The organism is Vibrio sp. MED222, assembly GCF_000153005.1.
Lineage (GTDB): Bacteria > Pseudomonadota > Gammaproteobacteria > Enterobacterales > Vibrionaceae > Vibrio > Vibrio tasmaniensis_A.
The window spans coordinates 723,795-739,583 of sequence record NZ_CH902608.1 but is presented as its reverse complement, the minus strand read 5'-3'; the positions used below and the strand labels follow the sequence as shown (position 1 = coordinate 739,583).

The 15,789-nt window shown below is 43.3% G+C and carries 20 protein-coding genes; 9 read left to right on the top strand and 11 right to left on the bottom strand.

Annotated elements, in window-relative coordinates; translation table 11 throughout:
* Nucleotides 1-37: 37 nt before the first annotated feature.
* The 6 genes from lptB to MED222_RS07345 are packed head-to-tail and all read right to left on the bottom strand — an operon-like array spanning nucleotide 38 to nucleotide 4,329.
* Nucleotides 38-763: an LPS export ABC transporter ATP-binding protein gene (gene lptB / locus MED222_RS07320; RefSeq protein WP_009847740.1), complete on the bottom strand. Its 726-nt coding sequence runs from the start codon at nucleotides 761-763 to the stop codon at nucleotides 38-40.
* Nucleotides 764-765: 2 nt separating this feature from the next.
* Nucleotides 766-1,260, bottom strand: a complete 495-nt coding sequence (gene lptA, locus MED222_RS07325; protein ID WP_009847739.1) for a lipopolysaccharide transport periplasmic protein LptA — start codon at nucleotides 1,258-1,260, stop codon at nucleotides 766-768.
* On the bottom strand, nucleotides 1,241-1,804 hold the full coding sequence (gene lptC, locus MED222_RS07330; protein ID WP_009847738.1) for an LPS export ABC transporter periplasmic protein LptC: 564 nt from the start codon (nucleotides 1,802-1,804) through the stop codon (nucleotides 1,241-1,243). The genes lptA and lptC overlap by 20 nt, the downstream gene beginning before the upstream one ends.
* Nucleotides 1,801-2,358 (bottom strand): 3-deoxy-manno-octulosonate-8-phosphatase KdsC, encoded by a 558-nt coding sequence (kdsC, locus tag MED222_RS07335; RefSeq protein WP_009847737.1) that lies wholly within the window; start codon nucleotides 2,356-2,358, stop codon nucleotides 1,801-1,803. Before kdsC ends, lptC begins: the two co-directional genes overlap by 4 nt.
* Nucleotides 2,358-3,329 (bottom strand): arabinose-5-phosphate isomerase KdsD, encoded by a 972-nt coding sequence (gene kdsD / locus MED222_RS07340; protein ID WP_009847736.1) that lies wholly within the window; start codon nucleotides 3,327-3,329, stop codon nucleotides 2,358-2,360. The genes kdsC and kdsD overlap by 1 nt, the downstream gene beginning before the upstream one ends.
* Before the next feature lie 34 nt (nucleotides 3,330-3,363).
* Complete coding sequence (locus MED222_RS07345; protein WP_009847735.1) at nucleotides 3,364-4,329, bottom strand: calcium/sodium antiporter; 966 nt, start codon at nucleotides 4,327-4,329, stop codon at nucleotides 3,364-3,366.
* Nucleotides 4,330-4,592: 263 nt separating this feature from the next.
* Between MED222_RS07345 and mlaF the strand changes: the two genes are divergently transcribed.
* The 8 genes from mlaF to MED222_RS07385 all read left to right on the top strand — a co-directional run bounded on the left by mlaF (nucleotide 4,593) and on the right by MED222_RS07385 (nucleotide 10,070).
* Nucleotides 4,593-5,399, top strand: coding sequence for a phospholipid ABC transporter ATP-binding protein MlaF (gene mlaF / locus MED222_RS07350; protein WP_009847734.1), 807 nt, complete (start codon nucleotides 4,593-4,595; stop codon nucleotides 5,397-5,399).
* Nucleotides 5,389-6,168: a lipid asymmetry maintenance ABC transporter permease subunit MlaE gene (gene mlaE, locus MED222_RS07355; protein ID WP_009847733.1), complete on the top strand. Its 780-nt coding sequence runs from the start codon at nucleotides 5,389-5,391 to the stop codon at nucleotides 6,166-6,168. The genes mlaF and mlaE overlap by 11 nt, the downstream gene beginning before the upstream one ends.
* Nucleotides 6,169-6,170: 2 nt before the next feature.
* Entirely contained in the window at nucleotides 6,171-6,662 is a 492-nt protein-coding gene (gene mlaD / locus MED222_RS07360) for an outer membrane lipid asymmetry maintenance protein MlaD (protein WP_009847732.1), read from the top strand.
* A 4-nt stretch (nucleotides 6,663-6,666) separates the two neighbouring features.
* The gene (locus MED222_RS07365) at nucleotides 6,667-7,344 is read left to right on the top strand and encodes an MlaC/ttg2D family ABC transporter substrate-binding protein (protein WP_009847731.1); all 678 of its coding nucleotides are present in this window, start codon (nucleotides 6,667-6,669) and stop codon (nucleotides 7,342-7,344) included.
* Complete coding sequence (locus MED222_RS07370) at nucleotides 7,344-7,652, top strand: STAS domain-containing protein (RefSeq protein WP_004735315.1); 309 nt, start codon at nucleotides 7,344-7,346, stop codon at nucleotides 7,650-7,652. The genes MED222_RS07365 and MED222_RS07370 overlap by 1 nt, the downstream gene beginning before the upstream one ends.
* Nucleotides 7,653-7,665: 13 nt before the next feature.
* Nucleotides 7,666-7,920: a BolA family iron metabolism protein IbaG gene (ibaG, locus tag MED222_RS07375; protein WP_004738686.1), complete on the top strand. Its 255-nt coding sequence runs from the start codon at nucleotides 7,666-7,668 to the stop codon at nucleotides 7,918-7,920.
* 8 nt (nucleotides 7,921-7,928) lie between these two features.
* Nucleotides 7,929-9,194, top strand: a complete 1,266-nt coding sequence (gene murA / locus MED222_RS07380; protein WP_009847730.1) for a UDP-N-acetylglucosamine 1-carboxyvinyltransferase — start codon at nucleotides 7,929-7,931, stop codon at nucleotides 9,192-9,194.
* Nucleotides 9,195-9,344: 150 nt separating this feature from the next.
* Complete coding sequence (locus MED222_RS07385) at nucleotides 9,345-10,070, top strand: 1-acylglycerol-3-phosphate O-acyltransferase (protein WP_004735318.1); 726 nt, start codon at nucleotides 9,345-9,347, stop codon at nucleotides 10,068-10,070.
* 125 nt (nucleotides 10,071-10,195) lie between these two features.
* Here the strand turns inward: MED222_RS07385 and MED222_RS07390 are convergent, their stop codons facing one another.
* The 5 genes from MED222_RS07390 to arcA form a co-directional block, all read right to left on the bottom strand.
* Nucleotides 10,196-10,585: a RidA family protein gene (locus MED222_RS07390; RefSeq protein ID WP_009847729.1), complete on the bottom strand. Its 390-nt coding sequence runs from the start codon at nucleotides 10,583-10,585 to the stop codon at nucleotides 10,196-10,198.
* Between the two features lie 135 nt (nucleotides 10,586-10,720).
* Nucleotides 10,721-11,182, bottom strand: coding sequence for an aspartate carbamoyltransferase regulatory subunit (gene pyrI, locus MED222_RS07395; protein ID WP_004735320.1), 462 nt, complete (start codon nucleotides 11,180-11,182; stop codon nucleotides 10,721-10,723).
* A gap of 12 nt (nucleotides 11,183-11,194) precedes the next feature.
* Nucleotides 11,195-12,124, bottom strand: coding sequence for an aspartate carbamoyltransferase (gene pyrB / locus MED222_RS07400; RefSeq protein ID WP_009847728.1), 930 nt, complete (start codon nucleotides 12,122-12,124; stop codon nucleotides 11,195-11,197).
* A gap of 286 nt (nucleotides 12,125-12,410) precedes the next feature.
* A complete protein-coding gene (locus tag MED222_RS07405) occupies nucleotides 12,411-13,415 on the bottom strand; it encodes an ornithine carbamoyltransferase (protein WP_009847727.1) in 1,005 nt (334 codons plus the stop codon).
* A 155-nt stretch (nucleotides 13,416-13,570) separates the two neighbouring features.
* Nucleotides 13,571-14,791 carry an arginine deiminase gene (arcA, locus tag MED222_RS07410; protein ID WP_009847726.1) on the bottom strand — a complete coding sequence of 407 codons (1,221 nt, stop codon included), beginning with the start codon at nucleotides 14,789-14,791 and terminating at the stop codon, nucleotides 13,571-13,573.
* Nucleotides 14,792-15,368: 577 nt separating this feature from the next.
* Here arcA and rraB point away from each other — a divergent pair.
* Nucleotides 15,369-15,785: a ribonuclease E inhibitor RraB gene (gene rraB, locus MED222_RS07415; protein WP_004735324.1), complete on the top strand. Its 417-nt coding sequence runs from the start codon at nucleotides 15,369-15,371 to the stop codon at nucleotides 15,783-15,785.
* The last annotated feature ends 4 nt before the right edge of the window (nucleotides 15,786-15,789 follow it).

Here is a 15,789-nt window from a genome sequence, read left to right as displayed (position 1 = left end):
GTTATTATTCTAAGAACTCTCGATACTCTCTATCTAATCATAGACGGAATTGTTCGCCTAGATAAACTTGTTTAACTTGTTCGTTATTGAGAACATCTTCAGGAGTTCCCTCAGCTATTAGATGCCCTTGACTTACGATGTAAGCTTTTTCACACACGTCTAATGTTTCACGAACGTTGTGGTCGGTAATCAAAACGCCTAAGCCGCGATCGCGTAAGTGAACGATGATTTTTTTGATATCGATAACCGATATAGGGTCAACACCGGCAAAAGGTTCGTCCAGGAGAATGAATTGAGGGTTTGCTGCTAGTGCACGAGCAATCTCAACACGTCGACGCTCACCACCCGACAAAGCCATACCATTACTCGCTCGAATATGTTGGATGTGAAACTCTTCGAGAAGATCTTCCAGCTTATCTTGACGTTGTGCGTTAGTCATCTCATCGCGCGTTTGCAAAACAGCCATGATGTTGTCTTCAACTGACAATTTACGAAAAATGGATGCTTCTTGAGGAAGGTAACCGATACCAAGACGAGAGCGACTGTGCATTGGTAAGATACTGATGTCTCGGTCGTCAATGCTGATAGTACCTTCATCACGCGCAACCAGACCCACTATCATATAGAAAGAGGTGGTTTTACCTGCACCGTTTGGGCCAAGTAGCCCGACGATCTGACCTGACTCTACTTGCAAGCTTACGTCTGTTACAACTTTACGTTTTCCGTAGGTCTTCGCTAGGTTCTTTGCTGTAAGGACTGCCATGATTACTTATTCACTTCCGCTGGTTGTAAAACCGTTGATACACGCTCACTGCTATCACTATCGGCAACCAACTTTTGAGAGGTGATCTGATAGGTAATCTTAGAGCCACGAATGATACTGCCATCTTGAGATAGCATCGCGTTCTTAGTCATGATCAATCTATCGGCAATCAGCTGGTAATGTAAATCGTCAGCTTCACCATAGAGTGTTTTCCCATCGTCAGTAAGTTGAGAAAAGGTTGCGGGCTTTCCGAAACCTTGTATTTCTTCAATTTCACCGTTGACGGCATTACGTGTAACAATGACCTTATCGGCATTGATATTGATGCTACCTTGTTTAAGGTTCACATCGCCAAGAAAGGTAACTTGATTGCTTTTCATATCTAATTGCTGACTGTCTGAATCAATATAGACAGGCTGCTCGCTATCCGAAGATAGAGCATAGACATTAGACGCCGCAAGGGTCAAAGCCAATAAACTAAGGTGTGAGAGTTTCATATCTACCCTGAACAGAATTAAAGAGAGTCGCATTGTTGGTACCGAAGTTCCCTTTCATTGCTTGCCCCTCATTTTCAAAAAATGTACCGATCATATGGACCGGAGTGTCTGAATAAAAATCTCGGCTAGTCAGTTCAACAACCATTTTATCAGTGGTCATTGTATCGAAACTAGCATCTGGCAACAGGTTCTTCGCCACAACGTTGTCATAAAAAGTGATGACTTGATTTTCATCCATAATTGCGCGATCAGCGGTCACTCGCCATTCTATCGTATGCCCTTCACGGAATACTGAAAGAATAGGGGCTTGAAAGTGTGTATCGCCAACGACGGAGTAGTGCTCTAGATTGGTCGATTCAACTTGATAGCTACGAATACCGCTTTCGTCATAGCTAATATTATCAAGATTCTTGCCACTAAACGCGGGCAGTTCTAAATTTGGATCTACTTGTATCGTCGAAGTTTGCTCTTTGTCGTACAAGTAATAGGCTGACCAAGAGGTAATAAAGATGAGTATTAAGTAGATAATACGATTAAAACTCATATGCTTAAACCTTTGTGCACGTCGAGTTCGTTTCTTGCTTGTAAAATAAGGTCGCAGACTTCACGTACTGCACCGTAACCGCCGTTAATGGTTGTTACGTAGTTGGCTCTTTGTGCAAGTAATGGGTGACCGTCTGCCACACATACCTTTAAGCCGACCTTTGCCATTACAGGCCAGTCGATTAAATCGTCTCCGATATAACCTGTGTTTTCAGGATTAACTGAAAGCTTATCGCAAATATCTTGGTAGGCTTTAACTTTATCATCCTGACCTTGATAAATTAGCTTAATACCGAGAGCGGTCATTCGATTCTCAACAATTTGAGATTTACGGCCAGTGATGATTGCGATTTCAACGCCGGCGTTCATCAACGATTTAATGCCGTAACCGTCGCGCGTATGGAAAGTTTTTAGCTCTTCACCGTTGTTACCCATGTAGATGCGGCCATCAGAGAATACGCCATCTACATCACAAATCAGCAGTTTGATCTCTTTTGCAATCGCAAATACACGTGAATCCACTGTGCCGTAAAGGGTTTCAATTGCCTGTGACATTACATTACTCCTGCTTTCAGTAAGTCATGCATATTTAAAGCGCCTACTAATTTGCCATTATCACACAACATCAGGCCATTGATGCTCTTAGCTTGCATCAAATTTAAGCCCTCAACTGCGAGCATATTTGGTTCTGCTACCGTTGGGTTCAGTGTCATCACATCGCCGATCTGCGTGTTATGAATATCAATACGTTTATCTAAGATACGGCGTAAATCACCATCGGTAAAAATGCCCTTCATTTGGCCATCTTCACCGACGATTGCCGTCATGCCCAAGCCTTTTTGAGATATCTCTAACAGGGCATCTCGAACTAGTGCATCCGGAGCAACAGTTGGGAGTGCATCGCCGGTGTGCATGATGTCGTCTAGTTTCAACAGCAGTTGACGGCCTAAAGCACCACCAGGATGAGACAGTGCAAAATCTTGAGCGGTAAAACCTCTTGCCTGTAAAAGTGCAACGGCTAATGCATCACCCATAACCAAGGTAGCGGTAGTACTGGTTGTTGGTGCTAAACCAAGGGGACACGCTTCTTCGGGTACTGAAATCTGTAAATGAATATCAGATAAAGTCGCCATGTTTGATGCTGGCTTGCCAGTCATGCTGATAATCTTAATGTTTAAACGCTTTAATACTGGGAATAGGCTGAGGATTTCTCCTGATTCACCTGAGTTGGATATTGCTATCACAATATCGCCAGGTTCGATCATGCCTAAATCACCATGCGCCGCTTCACCTGGGTGTACAAAGAAAGCCGATGTACCAGTACTTGCCAGTGTAGCTGCTATTTTGTTACCAATGTGGCCTGATTTGCCCATGCCCATTACTACGACTTTGCCTTTGTTGTTCAGGATTAGGTCGCAAGCTTTGCTAAAATCATCATTAAAATATTGGTCTAATTGCGTGAGACCTGCAACTTCAGTTTCCAAAACTTGTTTTGCAACGCTGCAATAATCAAATGGCTGAGACATCAAATACTCCAAGTACGGGAAGTTAAATCAACAATTAAGCTGACATGTTCATTAGTAGGTAACTTTGATATGCCACAAACGTCACGATTAACACGCCGCCTTCGATACGATTCACGCTACGAGATTTTCCTAGTGCCATGATAACAAGAAGTAGTGATACGCCTAGCATTACCCAGAAGTCACGACCCATTGCAAACTCGCTCAAGATTGAAGGGTTTAGGATGCCTGGGATACCCATCACGGCAAGGATGTTGAATACGTTTGAGCCAATGATATTACCCACAGCCATATCATCTTCACCTTTCATAACACCAGCTAGTGATGCTGCAAGTTCAGGTAAACTTGTGCCAACGGCAATAATGGTTAAACCAATCACAAGGTCGCTCATACCAAAGAACTTCGCGATTACAACCGCGTTATCAACCAACATGTTGGCCGCTAGAGGTAGAATAATCAGGCCAACCACCACCCACATTGCGGCTTTGGGGTTGCTCACGCCTTCAGGAACTTCAGATTCTTGTTCGTCAAGAAAGGCATCACCGTTCTTTTTCTCACTACGGCTGATTTGCAGCATCGCAAATAAGAAAGCGGCAAAAAGAACAAACAACAACACACCTTCATAGAAACCTAAGTGATTATCCCAAAGCAGTGCGCCCGCTAATAGAGTGACACCTATCATTAAAGGTAGTTCACGACGAATCACACCAGAGCTAATCGATAATGGCTTGATAAGGGCTGTAATACCTAAAATCAGCGCGATGTTAGCGATGTTTGAGCCTAATACGTTACCTACCGCCGTATCTGTTTTACCATCAAGGGCTGCTGTCGCAGAAACCATCATTTCAGGGGCTGAAGATCCCATTGCTAAGATTGTCATACCGATAACTAGTGGTGAAATACCGAAGTTGCGAGCAAGAGCTGCGGCACCGTATACCAGCTTATCTGCACTCCACACCAAAAAACCTAGACCGATAATAAGAAACGCAATCGCTTCAAGCATGATGATTCCTAAAAATTAATAAAAAACGGAGAATTAACCGCTAATTTTGACTTGTTGCTAGATAAAAGGGAAGTCACTCGACAAATTAATTGCTAGTTAGTGGTAAAGAAATGTTGTTGAGGAATGAATTTCTCAATGCTTTCAAATCCCTGCCTTTGTTTTCTGTTTTTAATAATTAATTGAACAGCGCTTTTAATTCTAAAGTAGACTCATTATTATTGCAGTCATAATTGGCGTTTTTAAAGCAAGGAAACAACAAAAGTATGTTGAACACTGAGCTTGTGAAAGTTAAGAATCTCAGCTTCTCACGCGGTGAACGAATTATCTTTGATGACATCAGTTTAGAAGTTCCTCAAGGAAAAATAACCGCGATCATGGGGCCGTCAGGGATCGGCAAAACAACCTTATTACGTCTGATTGGTGGACAATTACCACCAGATGAAGGTGAAATTTGGTTTGATGGCGACAACATCCCTGCATTGCCACGTCGAAAGCTATATCAAGCACGTAAGAAAATGAGCATGCTTTTCCAATCGGGGGCACTTTTCACGGATCTAAATGTCTTTGATAATGTGGCGTTTCCTTTGCGAGAGCACACTGAACTTAACGAAAAATTCATTCGTACCATTGTATTGCTTAAGCTTGAGGCGGTAGGGTTGCGAGGCGCGGCGCAATTAATGCCGAGTGAGTTGTCTGGTGGTATGGCGAGACGAGCGGCGTTGGCCCGTGCGATCGCATTGGACCCAGAACTTATTATGTATGATGAGCCTTTTGTTGGCCAAGATCCAATCACCATGGGTGTTTTGGTTGAGTTGATTCGTAACCTCAATCAAGCCTTGGGTTTAACCTCTATTGTCGTTTCTCATGATGTCCCTGAGGTGATGAGCATTGCTGATTGGGTTTATTTGATGGCTGATGGGAAAATTATTGCTGCAGGTTCTCCTGATGAGTTGTACAACAACAGCGACCCAAGAGTGCAGCAATTTTTGCAAGGTGAATCGGATGGCCCTGTGCCATTTAGGTTTCCTGCAAATAGCTTAGAAAAGGATTTGTTTGAATATGATTGCTAAAACTATTGCGGGTGTCGGTAAGCGCGCACTTGCGATCTGTGAGTCATTTGGTCGAGCAAGCCTAATGCTATTTGGGGCTTTGTTTGGCATCCCGAAACTAAAAAATTTCCCTCTATTAGTTAAACAATTTTATAGCGTTGGCGTTCAGTCATTGGCTATCATTTTAGTTTCAGGCTTGTTTATTGGCATGGTACTCAGTCTGCAGGGCTATGTCGTATTAATCGACTATGGCGCAGAGGGTAACCTTGGGCAAATGGTCGCGCTCTCGTTGTTACGGGAATTGGGCCCTGTGGTGACAGCACTTCTGTTTGCTGGTCGTGCGGGTTCAGCATTAACGGCTGAAATCGGCTTAATGAAAGCTACTGAACAGATCTCTAGCCTTGAGATGATGGCGGTTGATCCTCTTAAACGCATTATTGCGCCACGTCTCTGGGCCGGCCTTATTTCTATGCCACTGCTCGCTATGATTTTTATGGCGGTCGGGATTTGGGGTGCTCAGTTAGTCGGTGTGGATTGGAAAGGTATTGACCACGGCAGTTTCTGGTCTGCGATGCAGTCTTCCGTTGAGCTTGGCCGTGATATTGGTAACAGTATGATCAAATGCATGGTCTTCGCTATCACCGTAACTTGGATCGCACTTTTTAATGGTTATGATGCAGTACCGACATCCGAAGGTATTAGTCAGGCAACCACACGCACAGTAGTACACTCTTCTCTAGCGGTATTAGGGCTAGATTTTGTTCTTACCGCATTGATGTTTGGGAATTAATCATGCAACAAACTCGAAAATTAGAATTATGGGTCGGCACCTTTGTTATTGCCGGAATTTGCGCAATCTTAATCATGATCTTTCAAGTCGCTGACGTAAAAGGTATAGGTTCAAACCATACTTATAACCTAAAAGCGACCTTTGACAATATTGGCAGCCTAAAGGTTCGCTCACCAGTAAAGGTGGGGGGCGTCGTTGTTGGTCGAGTTCAAAGTATTGAACTTGATACTGAGAGCTACCTTCCTGTGGTTGAACTGTCTATTGATGCGAAGTACTCACAATTTCCTGATACCTCTAGTGCTCAAATCTTAACGTCGGGCTTGATCGGTGAGCAGTACATCAGCTTAGTTCCAGGCTTCATCTTTGAAGATGAAGAGATGTTGGTTGATGGTGATTCTATCGAAGACACCAAGTCGGCATTAGTATTAGAAGATTTGATTGGTCAAGTGCTGTATAGCGTCGGTGGCTCTGATAATAGCGAAGCTAAGGAGTAGGCTCATGTTAAAGACGAATAATTTATTGAAGACTAATTACTTATTGAAAAGACTGCTTCTGACAGCTGTCGCTTTGCTGATGTCGACTCCAGCTTTTTCGGCAAAACCGATTGATCGAACTCAGCCTTATCAGATGATGACTCAAGTTGCAGAAGAGGCTTTCGCCCGTTTGAAGAACGAGCAAGAGAATATCCAACAAGATCCAGAGTTACTGAAGGTCATCGTGGAAGAAGAGTTGATGCCTTATGTGAATGCTCAATATGCGGCGCTGAAGTTGCTAGGGCCGAACTTGAAAGGTGCTGATAGAGGAGACGTGCGCGTATTTATTGATGCATTTCGTAAATATCTCGTTTCTTCTTATGCTCAAGTGTTAACTCAATATACAGATCAGACGATTAAATTTGGTCCAGAACCAACAATTAAAACAGATAGCCGTATTACCAGTATTAAGGTTGATATCATTGATACGCCTCGACCAAACATTAACCTTGAGTTTAAACTGCGCAAAGATAAGAAGTCAGGTGAGTGGAAGGCATTTGATATGGTTGCCGAAGGTATAAGCCTGCTATCAAGCAAGAAGTCTGAGTGGAACACTAAGATTCGTCAAGAAGGCATCTTACAAGTAGCTGACGAACTCGAGAAACTGGCTTCTCAACCGATTCGTTTTGAGAGTAATAAATAATGAGCCATTCTCAATGGCAAGCGCTAAGCTCTAAAGAATATCAACTTCTTGGTGATATAGATCGAGATAGTGTACCTGCAATCTGGCGTATATTGGAAAAGTGGCAAACGACGGAATCGAGCGTTGAAATTGACCTTAGCCATATAAATCGAGTCGATTCAGCAGGAATGGTGATGCTAATTCACTTATTAGAGCATGCAAAAAATCAAAACTGTCATATAATGCTCAGTTTCGTGCCAGAACAATTACGAACGTTGTTCCAATTGAGCAATATCCAGCCAATGATGGCAGAACACATAAAAAATTAGGCAGGAGCTATTTGTGGACAGCACAAAAGTACAAGAATTATTAGCAGAGGCTCTGAACCTTCAGGAAATTATCGTGAAGGGTGAAGGCAGTCATTACGAAGTTGTTGCGGTTGATCCATGTTTTGACGGCATGAATCGAGTTAAGAAGCAGCAACTAATCTACGGCCCACTAATGGAATACATTCAACGCAATGATATCCATGCTCTTTCTATTAAGGCTTTCACGCCGGAAGAGTGGGAACGTGATAAGAAACTGATGTCACTTTAAGGTTTATGATGGAAAAGTTTCGAGTTATTGGATCGGATAAGCCGCTAAGCGGTGAAGTGACGATCTCAGGCGCAAAAAATGCAGCCCTACCAATCCTATTTGCTTCAATTCTAGCTGAAGAGCCGGTTGAAGTGAGTAATGTTCCTCACCTACGTGACATCGATACTACGATGGAATTGCTTAAGCGTTTAGGCGCAAAAGTATCACGCAATGGTAGTGTTCATGTTGATGGCAGCGAAATTAATGAATTTTGTGCACCTTACGATTTAGTAAAAACAATGCGCGCTTCTATTTGGGCTTTAGGTCCTTTAGTCGCTCGTTTTGGTGAAGGCCAAGTGTCACTTCCGGGCGGTTGTGCTATTGGTGCTCGACCTGTTGATTTACATATCCATGGCCTAGAGCAACTAGGTGCGACCATTGTATTGGAAGATGGTTATGTAAAAGCAAGTGTTGACGGCCGTTTGAAAGGCGCGCACATCGTGATGGATAAAGTAAGTGTGGGTGCCACCATTACTATCATGTGTGCAGCAACGCTAGCGGAAGGTACAACTGTGTTAGATAATTCAGCGCGTGAGCCTGAGATTGTTGATACGGCTGATTTCCTAAACAAACTAGGAGCTAAAATTTCTGGTGCAGGTACAGATACGATTACTATCGAAGGCGTTGAGCGTCTTGGTGGTGGCCAACACTCTGTGGTTGCAGACCGTATTGAAACGGGTACCTTCCTGGTTGCTGCTGCGGTTTCTGGCGGTAAAGTGGTTTGTCGCAACACCAATGCTCATCTTCTTGAAGCTGCCTTAGCGAAGCTTGAAGAAGCGGGAGCGAAGGTTGAAACGGGCGAAGGTTGGATCAGCCTTGATATGACTGTTCGTGAGTTGAAAGCGGTGAAAATCGTAACGGCACCTCACCCAGGCTTCCCAACCGACATGCAAGCACAGTTTACCCTGCTTAACATGATGGCGAAGGGCAGTGGTGTAATCACTGAGACTATCTTTGAAAACCGCTTTATGCACATTCCTGAACTACAGCGAATGGGAGCAAAAGCGGAAATAGAAGGCAACACTGCTATTTGTGGTGAAACCAAAAAATTGAGCGGCGCTCAAGTAATGGCAACGGACCTTCGCGCATCTGCGAGCCTTGTTATTGCTGGTTGTATCGCTCAAGGTGAAACCATCGTTGACCGTATTTATCACATCGATCGTGGCTACGATAAGATTGAAGATAAATTGTCAGCCTTAGGCGCAAACATTACACGGTTTAGCGAGTCGAACTAACTTAGGTTAGTGAGTTCATGAATCAGTAAGATGAAAACAGAAAAGTCGGAACCTTGGTTTCGGCTTTTTTATAGTTGTATTTACCGCCAGTGAATCTATTGCCTATTTTGTGCAAATAGATGAATCAACTTGGTGGTTGTGAGGAACAAAATGATAGCAATATTACGTATTTTCGCAGTGGCGATATTTGCGATTCTTATGTTTGTATTTGGGTGTGGTTACTGTTTACTAAGCCCACGTAACCCGAAACACGTATTTACCTTTGGTCGTTATTTCGGTCGCATGTCGAAAATCTTTGGTATGAAGTTAGAGCTTCGTATCCCGGAAGATGCTTACTCTCGTGGCCAACATGTTTACGTTGCAAACCACCAAAATAGCTGGGATCTATTCACGATTTCATCTGCGGTAACACCTAAGGTTGTGACTGTTGGTAAGAAGAGCCTAGCGTGGATGCCTCTTTTTGGTCAGCTGTACTGGTTGACGGGTAATATCCTAATCGACCGGGCTAACCGCAGCAAAGCGGTAGGTACGATCGATCAAGTGGTTACTAGCCTTAAAGAGAGTGATGTTTCAGTATGGATGTTCCCTGAGGGGACTCGTTCTCGTGGTCGTGGTTTGTTGCCATTCAAAACGGGTGCTTTCCATGCTGCGATTGGCGCTGGCTTACCTATTATCCCTATCGTGTGTAGCTCAACAGGTGGCGTGAAGCTGAACCGTTGGAACAATGGTCATGTGATTGTTGAAATGCTGCCACCAATCAGCACTGAAGATTACGATAAGTCTAATGTTCGTCAACTGGCTAACCTAGCTCGTGAGCAGATGGCTGCGAAGCTTGAAGAGTTAGACAAAGAAGTGGTTGAGCTTAATAAGAAGTAATCATCTAAGCGAAACGATGAACAATAAAAAAGGTTGCCAAGTGGGCAACCTTTTTTTGTATCTGATAAACGCTCAGCTTTATGCCAATTTGTTTACTAGAAACCGTTTATTCTAGATATTAAAACCTATTTGCGAACCGCAATAGCTTCGATCTCGATACCTACATCTTTTGGCAGACGCGCTACTTCAACACATGAACGTGCAGGGTAGTTTGCAACACCGTGCTCATCAAAGAATTTACCGTAAACTTCATTTACTGTACCGAAGTCGTTTAGGTCTTTAACGAATACCGTTAGTTTTACGATGTCTTTTACAGTCAGGCCAGAAGCTTCAACAACCGCTTGAACGTTGTCTAGAGATTGGCGAGCTTGCACTGCGATATCAGCAGATACTTCACCAGTTGCTGGGTTTACTGGGATTTGACCAGAAGTCAGAACCATATTGCCAAGGTCAACACCTTGTACGTATGGGCCGATTGCAGCTGGAGCAGATTCTGTGTGAAGTACTTTAGTCATTGGTTATTCCATCAGTTATTGGATAAAAAGCGATTTTTAGTGTGCCTTCAAACTTAGGATAGGTAAAGAGCAAAATACCCCGCACAGGCGAGGTATTGAATAGTTTTTGCGTTCGATCGGCGTTGCCGTATGACGTTATCTTTCTGTTACGATCTCACGAGAGAAGACTTTTTCGCAGTATTTACACTTCAATCGAATATCTTCTTTCTTTTCAAAGATCTTAAAGCTGCTTTCAACGGGTTCATTGTGAGTAATACAGTTGGTGTTTGGACACTCGAACACATCGTTGATTTGCTCAGGAAGTTCTAGTGGTAGCTTCTTAACTACTTCGTAATCTTCGATTTGGTTTACGGTCGCGTGAGGCGCGTAAAGTGCTAACTTGCTCGCCTGTTCTTCAGTGATAAACACATTCTCTATCTTGAGCAGGTCTTTACCGCCTAGAGCAGAGGATGGCAGGTTTAGGCCAATCGTTACTCGCTGATTAGAGTTATGCATGTCGAACAGTTTGAGTACCTTGATCCCGATGTTGGCTGGGATATGGTCGATAACCGTTCCGTTCTTGATTGCTTCAACTTTTAATTGAGTCTCTTTAGACATGATATCTCTCCTCTACAGCGTTTCGTTAAGAACAAGGGCTAACAATGCTTCACGTGCGTAAACACCGTTCTCAGCTTGCTGGAAGTAGTAAGCGTAAGGCGTTTTATCGACATCAATCGTAATTTCATCAACACGAGGAAGAGGGTGAAGAACCTTTAGGTTATCACGTGCATTTTCCAACATCGGAGCCGTCAGGATGTACGCTGATTTGATGTGCGCGTATTCCGATTCATCAAAACGTTCTTTTTGAACTCGAGTCATGTACAGAACATCCAACTCTGGAATCACATCTTCCATGTCTGTCAGCAGTTGGTACTTAATACCCGCTTCATCAAGCTCTTCACAAATGTAGTCAGGCATCGCCAGTGCTTCTGGAGCAACGAAGTAGAAACAGATGTTGTCGAACTTCGCTAGTGCTTGAGTTAGTGAGTGAACCGTACGGCCGTACTTAAGATCACCAACGAATGCAACGTTAAGGTTGTCGAGGCGGCCTTGAGTTTCGGCGATAGAGAACAGGTCTAATAGCGTTTGTGTTGGGTGTTGGTTTGCGCCGTCGCCCGCGTTAATCACAGGTACACCGTTAGAGAACTCAGAAGCCAGACGCGCTGCGCCTTCTTGGGGGTGGCGCATTACGTAAGCATCAACGTATGAAGAGATAACCTGTACTGAGTCTGCCAGCGTTTCGCCTTTCTTCGCCAGTGACGTGTTACCACCGCTATCGAAACCAATCACATCACCACCGATGCGCTGAATAGCCGTTTCAAAAGAGAGACGAGTTCGCGTTGAAGGTTCGAAGAAGCAGCTTGCAACAACTTTGTTCTTGATGAGTTCTGGGTTTGGTTCAGCTTTAAGTTGACCTGCCGTTTGAACAATTAATTCTAGCTCTTCACGAGAAAGCTCTGGAATTGAGATGATGTGCTTTTGATAGAGCGAATTCGCCATGATCTTCTTCCCCACAATAATGTATTGGCCATAAAAAAGCCCCCCATAATGGGAGGCTTTAAAAAAGTGCTGAAAAGCAGAATAGACGGCCTGGCAAGCATGCTAGCTTGCGAGCAATATTTGGTGTCTTCACAATTTTATTATGTGTTTTCACAATATCATTATGTTTTATCACAACATTGCTTGGCGTCATTTTCACTACTCTCAGACAAATTGCCGAGAATTATACGCTTTCAATTTGTGAGCGCAAGCGATTACATCAAGCTTTGTTTACTTTCATTATTCTCTATTGGCCAAGTGTCGCGACCATTACTGCTTTGATGGTGTGCATGCGATTCTCTGCTTCATCAAACACAATTGAGTAGTCGGACTCAAATACTTCGTCTGTTACTTCCAAACCGTTCATTCCATATTTGTCTGCGACTTGCTGGCCGATCACGGTTTCATTGTTGTGGAAAGCTGGCAGGCAATGCATGAACTTCACTTGAGGGTTACCTGTGAGCTTTATGACATCCATATTCACTTGGTAAGGTGTCATCACAGCCACGCGTTCGTCCCAAGCTTCAGGTGCTTCACCCATAGAAACCCAAACATCGGTGTAAAGGAAATCACAACCTTTTACGCCTTCGGCAACGTCTTCAGTCAGCGTTATTTGTGCACCTGTATTTTGCGCAATTGCTTGGCATTCTTCGACAAGCTGTTCTTCTGGCCAGAAAGCTTTAGGTGCAATAAGGCGAATATCCATACCCATCTTCGCGGCACCGACTAACAGAGAATTACCCATGTTGTTGCGTGCATCGCCTAGGTAAGCAAAACTGATTTGATGCAGATGTTTACCGCGACCATGCTCAAGCATAGTGAGGAAATCAGCCAAGATCTGAGTTGGATGGAACTCATCAGTAAGGCCATTCCACACTGGAACGCCAGCATAAGCGCCAAGATCTTCGACAATACTCTGGCCAAAACCACGATATTCAATACCATCGTACATACGACCTAATACACGCGCGGTATCTTTCATTGATTCTTTTTGACCAATCTGAGAACCAGAAGGGCCTAAATAAGAGACTTGAGCTCCTTGATCAAAAGCAGCTACCTCAAAGGCACATCGAGTTCGAGTTGATGCTTTTTCAAAGATCAAAGCGATGTTTTTACCGTTAAGCTTTTTTTGCTCTGTACCTGCATACTTAGCCTTTTTAAGGTAAGCAGACAGGTCGAGTAAAAACTGAATCTCTTTAGGAGTAAAGTCGAGAAGTTTTAGAAAGTTACGATTGCGAAGATTAAATGCCATCTCTCGCTCCTTGGGTATATAGAATCAATGAAGAACTTAGTTAAACATAAAAATGCTATATTTGTGAATAGTTATTTTATTAATTTGATAAAAAAGGCCAGTACAATGGTACTGGCCTAGATAAGTTATGTGTTCGCTTTACTGAACTACTTGAGTTAAATACCGTCTCTTTCTATAGGACAGCTCATGCAACGAGCGCCACCACGACCGCGACCCAGTTCATTGCCTGGAATTGTCAGAACTTCGATGCCTGCTTTGTCGTATTTCTCATTGGTGTAAACATTACGCTCATAACCGATAACCGTACCCGGTTTCACTGTCAGTACGTTGTTAGCGTCATTCCACTGTTCACGTTCAGCTTCGTAGTTATCACCACCAGTTGTGATGATCTTCAGTTGATCGAGGTCCAGTGCGCCTTCAATCGCTGTTAGGTAGTTTTCAGCTTTCTCTACTCGCATTTCGCCATTTTCTTTTGGCGTTAAGCGCCAGGTGTCTAAGTCTTTGCGAACGATCTCTGGATAGACAGAGAATGTGTCGATATCCATGTGCGTCATGACCGTATCAAGGTGCATACAAGAGCGGTGCTTCGGTAAATCAATCGCAATCACTTCTTTAGCTTGACCGGACTTGAATAAACTCGCAGCTAGGTTTTCGACACCTTGTGGCTTGGTACGCTCTGAAATACCGATAAGAACAGCGCCTTTACCGATTACCAGTACATCACCACCTTCAATATTGGCGTTGTCGTAATGAAGATCTTCATCACCGAAGTACTTAATGAAATCTTGTCCTGCGAATACAGGGTGCCAGCGATATATTGCTCGCAAGTGATTCGTTTCTCGTTGACGAGCAGGCATCATCATAGGGTTAAGAGAGACACCGCCATAAACCCAGCAAGAAGTATCGCGGGTAAATAGATGGTTAGGTAGCGGCTCAATAACGAAATCAAGTGGGCGGTGCATCTTCGGTAGCATTGACGAAGATTTAATAGGAAGCTCAGAGTAGGCTAAACCACCAAGTAGGATCGTCGCCAAGTGCTCATTGTCCATTTGAGCAAGGTACTCTCTTAAATCACGTGCGAATGTAGGGCCGTAACGGAAATCAGAGATTTGAGTATTAAGCAGCCACTCACGAGCTTGTGCTACAGCGAGTGTCTCAACCAGTAGATCATGCAGTAATAACACTTCAACGTCTTGGTTACGAAGTGTTGTCGCAAAGGCATCGTGTTCTTCACCTGCTGCTTCTACTGCAAGTACATCATCAAAGAGTAGCTCATGACAGTTAGAAGGGGTGAGGTGGGTGAGTGCCCTTTCAGGCCTATTTAGGAGAACTCGTCTTAATTGACCGACTTCGGAGCCAACGTACAGCTTACTCATTTTGCATCCTTACTATTAATCCAGCGTCTATTTATGACAAGCTTGTTCGTAATATGCAAGTTTTGAAACTTGTGTAAAGGTTATGTTATTTTGATATTTTTGGTTTTAAATGCTGAGTTGTTTGTGATTGTCAATATTAAAATCCAACTGAAAGGCTGAGTTCTGGAACAAACTTTTTGCGGATCTATGCTCTAATTTCAGTGATTTGATAATCCACTTTGCTTGGTGAACGTGATTTTTCATTCAAAATTTATGCAGTTACTTACTTATAAGTGAGGTTTTATGCATCGATGAAGTGTTCGGCAGTATGCATCTGATATGACTAACCACTCAATTTTGAAGGAGTAAGGCTAAAAGTAACAATAAAAATGAAATGCTAAAACACACGGTAGTTAATAATATGTTGAAAATTTGTTTCTGTGATTTTGATTTCACTTTTTAATTGATATCCCTTCTGTTATCTAGCGATAAACTTGCTCTTCTACACCTGATCTAGGTGGCTTTTCTAGGCGATCCGTGCCATATTTCGTGGCAATCAAATTTGATCTTTTCATAGTCAACACTCTGGAGCAGACACATGTCTCACGAAGATGAATATCTATCAGTAGCGGAATTAATTGAATTTCAAAAAGGAGAGACTCGCGACATCATTGAAGCACTAATCGAAGATGGTAGCGATCCTGAAGCTCTATACGATATCGAGCATCACCTATTCGCTGAAGATTTCGCAGTACTTGAGAAAGCCGTTGTTGAAGCATTCAAAATGGGCTTTGAAGTGCTTGAAGCTGAAGAGACAGAAGACGAAGATGGCAACAAGCTACTTTGTTGTGATGCAACGATGCAGTGTACTCTGAACGCAGAAGCGATTGATGAGCAAGTTGAGAAGCTTGTAAATCTTGCAGAGAAGTTTGACATTATCTACGACGGTTGGGGCACTTACTACGAAGGTGAAGATGCTATCTACCCTGACGAAGATGATGAAGACGAAGAGTAATCTC